Source organism: Kineococcus glutinatus (genome assembly GCF_039542765.1).
Lineage (GTDB): Bacteria > Actinomycetota > Actinomycetes > Actinomycetales > Kineococcaceae > Kineococcus_A > Kineococcus_A glutinatus.
The window spans coordinates 1-6,673 of the sequence record NZ_BAABIL010000287.1; the positions used below are offsets into that span (position 1 = coordinate 1).

Below are 6,673 nucleotides of genomic sequence, written 5' to 3' on the forward strand. Positions count from 1 at the left end.
GTCGTCGCGGTGGTCGCCGGCGTGGTCGTCGGTGCGGTGGTCGCCGGTCACGGGCGCTCCTCCTGGCGGCGGGTGCGGGACCCGGTGGGTGGGTGCTGCAGGGCCGGTGGGCGCTGCGGGGTGGGCAGGTCCTGCCCGACGGTGGCGCGCAGCGCGGCCATCCCCCGGGAGGCGTGCGTCTTGACGGCGCCGCGGCTGATGCCCAGCGCGGTGGCGATCTCCGCCTCGGACAGCTCGGCGGAGTAGCGCAGCACGAGCACCTCGCGCTGGCGCAGCGGCAGGGCGTCGAGGGCGGCGAGGACGAGGCGGTGCTCGGCGGAGCGCACCGCCAGCTCCTCGGGGCCCTCCGGCTCCGGGTCGGGCAGCGGCCGGCGGCGGGCCACCACCTCGCGGTGGCGCAGCACGTCGCGGGCGCGGTTGACGACGCTCTGGCGCAGGTAGGCCAGCGCGCGGTCGGGCTCGGCGAGGCGGCGCCAGCGGGGGTGCAGCGCGACGAAGGCGTCCTGGACGCACTCCTCCGCGCTGGCCCGGTCGTGCACCAGCAGCACGGCCAGCCCCACGAGCCGGCGCCAGTGCGCGGCGTAGAGGGCGCTCACGGCGTCGTCGGCGTCCCACGTCCGCGGGTCGTCGTCCTGGGGCGCCACGGGGCGCACGTCATCGAGCACGCCCGCCACCCCCGTCCCGCCCACCGCCGCCGCACGCACCGCTGTCACGTCGGTTCCACGGGCCGGCGGGGTCGCCGGTTGACACGCGGGGCGCACCGGGTTCGGGCGGGGCTGTCGTCGTCGGCTGCACGGCGGCCATCCAACCGGACGCCGGTGCCCGGGCCGGGCACCGGCCGGGTCGCTAGCGTGACCCCCATGAGCGAGGCGCCGCGCGAGGAGGACCTGTTCCTGCGGATCATCGCGGGGGAGGTGCCGGCCGACGTGGTGCACAGCGACGACGTCGTCGTCGCCTTCCGCGACATCGCCCCCAAGGCCGCCACCCACGTCCTCGTCGTGCCGCGCACCCGCTACCCCGACGTGACCGCGCTGGCGGCGGCGTCGCCGCAGACGCTGGCCCACGTGGTCGCCGTCGCCCAGCGCATCGCCGACGCCGAGTGCGGCGGGCAGTTCCGCCTGGTGTTCAACACCGGTGCCGCGGTGGGGCAGACGGTGTTCCACGTGCACGCCCACGTCCTCGGCGGCGAGGGGCTGTCGTTCACCGACCTGTGAGCTCACAGCCGCGCCGCGGCGTGTGAACTCCCTGTGACCCGGGCCTCCTCCGGCTGCGGCGGGCGGCGGACGGCGGTTGGATGTCCTGCCATGTGCGGACTCTGCGGTGAGATCACCTTCGACGGGCGGGCGGCGGACGTCGCGGCGGTGCAGCGGATGTCCGAGGTCCTGGCCCCGCGCGGCCCGGACGGGCAGGGCACCTGGGCGCAGGGCCGCATCGCCTTCGGGCACCGGCGGCTGTCGATCATCGACCTGTCCGAGTGCGGCGCCCAGCCCATGCACGACCTCGAGCTGGGCCTCACCGGCGTCTTCAACGGCTGCATCTACAACTACCGGGAGCTGCGCGAGGAGCTGCTCGGGCACGGCTACCGGTTCGCCGGCCACAGCGACACCGAGGTGATCCTCAAGGCGTACCACCGCTGGGGGGAGTCCTTCGTGGACCACCTCGTCGGGATGTTCGCCGTGGTGCTGCACGAGCGCGACTCCGGCCGCGTGGTGCTGGTGCGCGACCGGCTGGGGATCAAGCCGCTGTACCTGGCCGAGACCCCCGGCCGGCTGCGGTTCGCCTCCAGCCTGCCCGCGCTGGTGGCCGCCGGGGACGTCGACACCACCATCGACCCCGAGGCGCTGCACCACTACCTGAGCTGGCACGCGGTGGTGCCCGCGCCGCTGACGATCGTCAAGGGCGTGCGCAAGCTGCCGCCGGCCACGATGCGCGTGGTGGAGGCCGACGGGCGCAGCCGCGAGCACCGGTGGTGGGAGCCCTCGCACACCCGCCGGGCGGAGTTCGCCGCGTACTCCGAGCGCGACTGGGAGGACGCCGTGCTGGAGGCGCTGCGCACCGCCGTGCGCCGGCGCACCGTGGCCGACGTGCCGGTGGGGGTGCTGCTGTCCGGCGGGCTGGACTCCAGCCTCATCGTCGGCCTGCTCGCCGAGGCCGGGCAGTCCGGCCTGGCCACCTTCAGCATCGGCTTCGAGTCCGTGGGCGGGCGCGAGGGCGACGAGTTCGCCTACTCCGACGTCATCGCCGAGCGCTACGCCACCGACCACCACCGCATCCGCGTCACCGGCGACGAGCTGGTCGGCGCCCTGGACCACGCCGTGGGGATCATGCACGAGCCGATGGTCAGCCACGACGTGGTCGCCTTCGACCTGCTCTCGCGGGAGGTGTCCCGCGACATCTCCGTCGTGCAGTCCGGGCAGGGCGCCGACGAGGTCTTCGCCGGCTACCACTGGTACCCGCCGCTGGCGGGGGTCGGCCGGGAGGAGGCCGTGGACGCCTACGCGCGCGCCTTCTTCGACCGCGACCACGCGCAGCTGTCGCGGGTGCTGGCGCCGGGGTGGCTGGCCGACCGCGACGTCTCCCGCGACTTCGTGGCCGCGCACTTCGCCCGCCCGGGCGCCGAGACGGCCGTCGACGCCGCGCTGCGGCTGGACACCGAGGTGATGCTGGTCGACGACCCCGTCAAGCGGGTCGACAACACCACGATGGCCTGGGGCCTGGAGGCCCGGGTGCCGTTCCTCGACCACGACCTGGTGGAGCTGGCCGCGGCGGTGCCGCCGGAGCTCAAGCTCGCCGAGGGCGGCAAGGGGGTCCTCAAGCGGGTCGGGCGGCGCATCATCCCCGCCGAGGTCATCGACCGGCCCAAGGGCTACTTCCCCGTGCCGGCGATCACCCACCTGCAGGGCAAGGTCCTCGACGTGGTCCGCGACGCCCTGTCCGCCGAGGACGCCCGCGCCCGGGGGTTGTTCCGCCCGGAGTACGTCGCGCAGCTGCTGCGCGAGCCCAACGCGGAGCTGACACCGCTGCGCGGCAACAAGCTCTGGCAGCTCGGGCTGCTGGAGATGTGGCTGCAGCAGCACGGGATCCGCTGATGGGCCGGCGGGGGCGCGCCGGCGTCGCCGGTCTGCGCCGGCACCGGCACGAGGCGGCGCCGCAGCTGTCCACCCGCGCCTGGCAACCCCCGCCGGCGCACCTGCTGCGGGGGATGGGCCGCGACGTCGTCCTCGACATGGGCTGGGGCCGGCTGGTGTTCGGGCAGACGTTCGCCGACTCCCGCGACATCGTCGACGCGCTGCGGGCGGAGGAGAGCGGGGAGCGGGACATCGCCATCTACGTGCGCGACCCGCAGGTGCTGGTGGGCACGGCCCCGCACGAGCTGTTCGTGGACCCCTCCTACACGTTCCGCCTGCAGCTGGCGCAGTACCGCCCGCCGCGGGACCGCAACGCGGACGTGTTCGTGCGGATGGTGCGCTCCCGCGCGGAGCTGGAGGAGGTCAACCGCATCTACGCCGCGTGCGGGATGGTGCCCTCCGACGTGGAGGTCATGTGGGCCAACCACCGCACCCGCACGTTCACCTACCTGGTGGCGATCGACCCGCGCACCGACGCCGTCGTGGGCACGGTCACCGGGGTGGACCACCTGCTGGCCTTCGAGGACCCGGAGAACGGCAGCAGCCTGTGGTGCCTGGCGGCGGATCCGACGTCGGCGCCGCGCGGCACCGGTGAGGCGCTCGTGCGGGTCCTGGCCGAGCGCTACATCGGCCGCGGCCGCAGCCACCTGGACCTGTCGGTGCTGCACACCAACACCGGCGCGATCGCGCTGTACCGCAGGCTGGGGTTCGCCCCGTCCCCGCCGGTGGTGGTGAAGCGGAAGAACCCCATCAACCAGCCGCTGTTCGCCCCGCGGCCGGACGGGGTGGACGACCTCAACCCGTACGCCCGGATCGTCGCGGAGGAGGCGCTGCGCCGCGGGATCCGCGTGCAGGTGACGGACGTGCCCTCGGGGGAGATGCGGCTGTCGTTCGCGGGGCGGCGGATCCTGACCCGCGAGTCGCTGTCGGAGCTGACGAGCGCGGTGGCGATGAGCCGCTGCGACGACAAGCGCGTCACGCGCCGGCTGCTGGCCGGGGCGGGGCTGCGGGTGCCGCGGGGGGTGGAGCTGTCCGGCGCCGGCGACGGGGACGGGCTGGCCGCCGCGCAGCGGCTGGTGGCCGAGACGGGTCCGGTGGTCGTCAAGCCGGCCCGCGGGGAGCAGGGCAAGGGCATCAGCGTCGGGGTGGCGGCCGGCGAGCTCGCCGCGGCGGTGGCGGAGGCGGCGCGGCACTGCCCCGACGTGCTCGTGGAGGAGCTGGTGGCCGGCGACGACCTGCGCGTCGTCGTCATCGACCACGAGGTGGTGGCCGCCGCGGTGCGCCGGCCCGCGACGGTCGTCGGCAACGGCCACGACCCGGTGCGCCGCCTGGTGCAGCAGCTCAGCGCCCGCCGGCAGGCCGCCACGCACGGGGAGTCCAGCGTGCCGCTGGACGCCACCACCGAGGCGGTGGTCCGCGCCGCCGGGTACTCCCTGGACGACGTGCTGCCCCGCGGGCAGGAGCTGCGGGTGCGGCGCACGGCGAACCTGCACACCGGCGGCACGCTGGACGACGTCACCGACGAGCTGCACCCGGAGGTGGCGCGCGCGGCGGTGGCGGCCAGCCGGGCGATCGGCATCCCGGTGACGGGGCTGGACTTCCTGGTGCCGGACCCGGCCGGCGCCGAGCACGTGCTCATCGAGGCCAACGAGCGCCCGGGCCTGGCCAACCACGAGCCGCGCCCCACGGCGCAGCGGTTCGTGGACCTGCTCTTCCCCGAGACCCGCGAGCTGCTGCGGGTGGGCGGGGCGCCCTGACCCGTCGCGGTGCGGCCGACCACCGCCCGCCGCCCCGGCAGGTCATCGCGGCCCGGAGTGCGCGACGATCTCAGGAGCGACCGGGCCCGCGGGGCGCGGGCGGACGAGCGGGAGGAGCGTCGTGGTGGCGCAGCAGCGGGTGGTGCGGTCCGGTGGTTCCGGGGCGGCGGGGTCGGGCGGGGCGCAGCCGCGGGACGTCCCCGTGGACCGGGAGTACCTGCAGACGGTGCTGCTGGAGCTGTTGCGCACGCCCAGCCCGTCGGGGCGCACCGACGGCGTCATGCAGTACGTCGGGGAGCGCATCTCCGAGCTGGGCATCCCGTTCGACCTGACCCGCCGCGGCATCCTGCGCGCGACCATCGGTGGCGGGGCGGGCGCGGTGCGCCGCGCCGTCATGGTCCACGCGGACACGATCGGCTGCATGGTCAAGCGGCTGCAGGACAACGGCCGCCTGGAGGTCGTCCCCGTCGGCAGCCACAGCGCCCGCTTCTCCGAGGGCGCCCACGTCACGGTCTTCACCGACGACCCCGACCGCGTCTACACGGGCACCGTGCTGCCGCTGAAGAGCAGCGGGCACACCTACGGCGACGAGATCGACACCCAGGGCGTGGGCTGGGACCAGGTGGAGGTCCGCGTCGACGAGCCCGTGGAGACCGTCCGCGACCTGCTGGAGCTGGGCATCTCCGTCGGCGACTTCGTGGCGCTGGACGCCAGCCCGCAGGTGACGCGCGGCGGTTACGTGAAGTCCCGCCACCTCGACGACAAGGCGGGGCTGGCCTGCTGCCTGGCCGCGGTCAAGGCGATCGTGGACGCGCGCGCCACCGTGGCGGTGACCGCCCAGCTGCTGGTCACGATCGGCGAGGAGGTCGGCTTCGGCGCCACCCACGGCCTGGCCCCGGACCTGGCGGAGATGGTGGCGGTGGACAACGCGGTCGTCGCGCCGGGGCAGTCCTCGCGGGAGGAGACCGCCAACATCGGCATGCTCGACATGACGGGCCCCTTCGACTACCACCTCTCCCGCCGCATCCACGCCCTGGCCGACGAGCACGGCATCCCGGTGCGCCGCGACGTGTACCGGCACTACCGCTCCGACGTGGCGCCGGCCCTGGAGGCCGGGGTGGAGGCGCGGGCGGCGCTGCTCGGCTTCGGGGTGGAGTCCAGCCACGGGCACGAGCGCACCCACATCGACGGGCTGGTGGCGCTGACCCGGCTGCTGGCGGTCTACCTGCAGAGCGACCTGACGTTCTCCGACTGGGACCGCCACGCCTCCGGCGCCCTGGACGACTTCCCGTCGACGAGCGTGCAGCCGGCGGACCTGGAGCCGGTGGACCGCACGGTGTGGGCGGAGGCGGGCGCGGAGGGCTGAGCGCGGGGGCTGGGCGCCGCGGTGCGGGCGGTGCGGGGCCGCTCAGACGGTGACGTCGACGACGCCGGCGGAGTTCATCGCCAGGTACTCCAGGGCCCGCTCCATCACCTCGCCGGTGAAGGGGTGGTCCTCGATCCCGGCCTCCTGGTAGCGGCGCGCCGACTCGTAGAGGTACCGGATCGTCACCTCCTGGTTGGGCTTGAGGACCTCCGCCTCGCGGTCGCGCGCGATGTGCAGCGCGAACGCGACGACGGGCGCCTCGGCCGCGTCGCCGCCGACGTCCTCGCCGGTGGCGTGCTCGACGAGCTCGCGGTCGGCGGTGGTCAGGAAGGCGTACAGGCAGCGCACGTCGGTGCCCAGCAGCCTGGAGGGCAAGGGCAAGCGGCGCCCGCACGAGCTGTCCGGCGGCGAGCAGCAGCGCG

General features: G+C 75.2%; 5 protein-coding genes and 2 pseudogenes. 5 read left to right on the forward strand and 2 right to left on the reverse strand.

The window, feature by feature from the left end; all coding sequences use genetic code 11:
• Nucleotides 1-137 precede the first annotated feature (137 nt).
• Nucleotides 138-653, reverse strand: a pseudogene (locus ABEB16_RS11380) (SigE family RNA polymerase sigma factor); the annotation flags it as partial.
• A 207-nt stretch (nt 654-860) separates the two neighbouring features.
• Between ABEB16_RS11380 and ABEB16_RS11385 the strand changes: the two are divergent.
• The 4 genes from ABEB16_RS11385 (at nt 861) to ABEB16_RS11400 (ending at nt 6,251) form a co-directional block, all read left to right on the forward strand.
• Nucleotides 861-1,214 (forward strand): HIT domain-containing protein, encoded by a 354-nt coding sequence (locus ABEB16_RS11385; protein ID WP_345712368.1) that lies wholly within the window; start codon nt 861-863, stop codon nt 1,212-1,214.
• Nucleotides 1,215-1,304: 90 nt separating this feature from the next.
• Nucleotides 1,305-3,089, forward strand: coding sequence for an N-acetylglutaminylglutamine amidotransferase (locus tag ABEB16_RS11390; protein ID WP_345712369.1), 1,785 nt, complete (start codon nt 1,305-1,307; stop codon nt 3,087-3,089).
• Nucleotides 3,089-4,885 (forward strand): N-acetylglutaminylglutamine synthetase, encoded by a 1,797-nt coding sequence (gene ngg, locus ABEB16_RS11395; RefSeq protein ID WP_345712370.1) that lies wholly within the window; start codon nt 3,089-3,091, stop codon nt 4,883-4,885. The genes ABEB16_RS11390 and ngg overlap by 1 nt, the downstream gene beginning before the upstream one ends.
• A gap of 142 nt (nt 4,886-5,027) precedes the next feature.
• Entirely contained in the window at nt 5,028-6,251 is a 1,224-nt protein-coding gene (locus tag ABEB16_RS11400) for an osmoprotectant NAGGN system M42 family peptidase (RefSeq protein ID WP_425560166.1), read from the forward strand.
• A gap of 42 nt (nt 6,252-6,293) precedes the next feature.
• Here ABEB16_RS11400 and ABEB16_RS11405 read toward each other — a convergent pair whose 3' ends face one another.
• Entirely contained in the window at nt 6,294-6,599 is a 306-nt protein-coding gene (locus ABEB16_RS11405; RefSeq protein WP_425560165.1) for a hypothetical protein, read from the reverse strand.
• Here ABEB16_RS11405 and ABEB16_RS22810 point away from each other — a divergent pair.
• Nucleotides 6,598-6,673: pseudogene (locus ABEB16_RS22810) on the forward strand (cell division ATP-binding protein FtsE); the annotation flags it as partial. The gene ABEB16_RS11405 and the pseudogene ABEB16_RS22810 overlap by 2 nt on opposite strands.

Bases quoted from the DNA above. Each gene is read 5' to 3' on its own strand.
- ABEB16_RS11385 (WP_345712368.1), top strand. From the start codon at position 861: ATGAGCGAGGCGCCGCGCGAGGAGGACCTGTTCCTGCGGATCATCGCG.
- ABEB16_RS11390 (WP_345712369.1), top strand. From the start codon at position 1,305: ATGTGCGGACTCTGCGGTGAGATCACCTTCGACGGGCGGGCGGCGGAC.
- ngg (WP_345712370.1), top strand. From the start codon at position 3,089: ATGGGCCGGCGGGGGCGCGCCGGCGTCGCCGGTCTGCGCCGGCACCGG.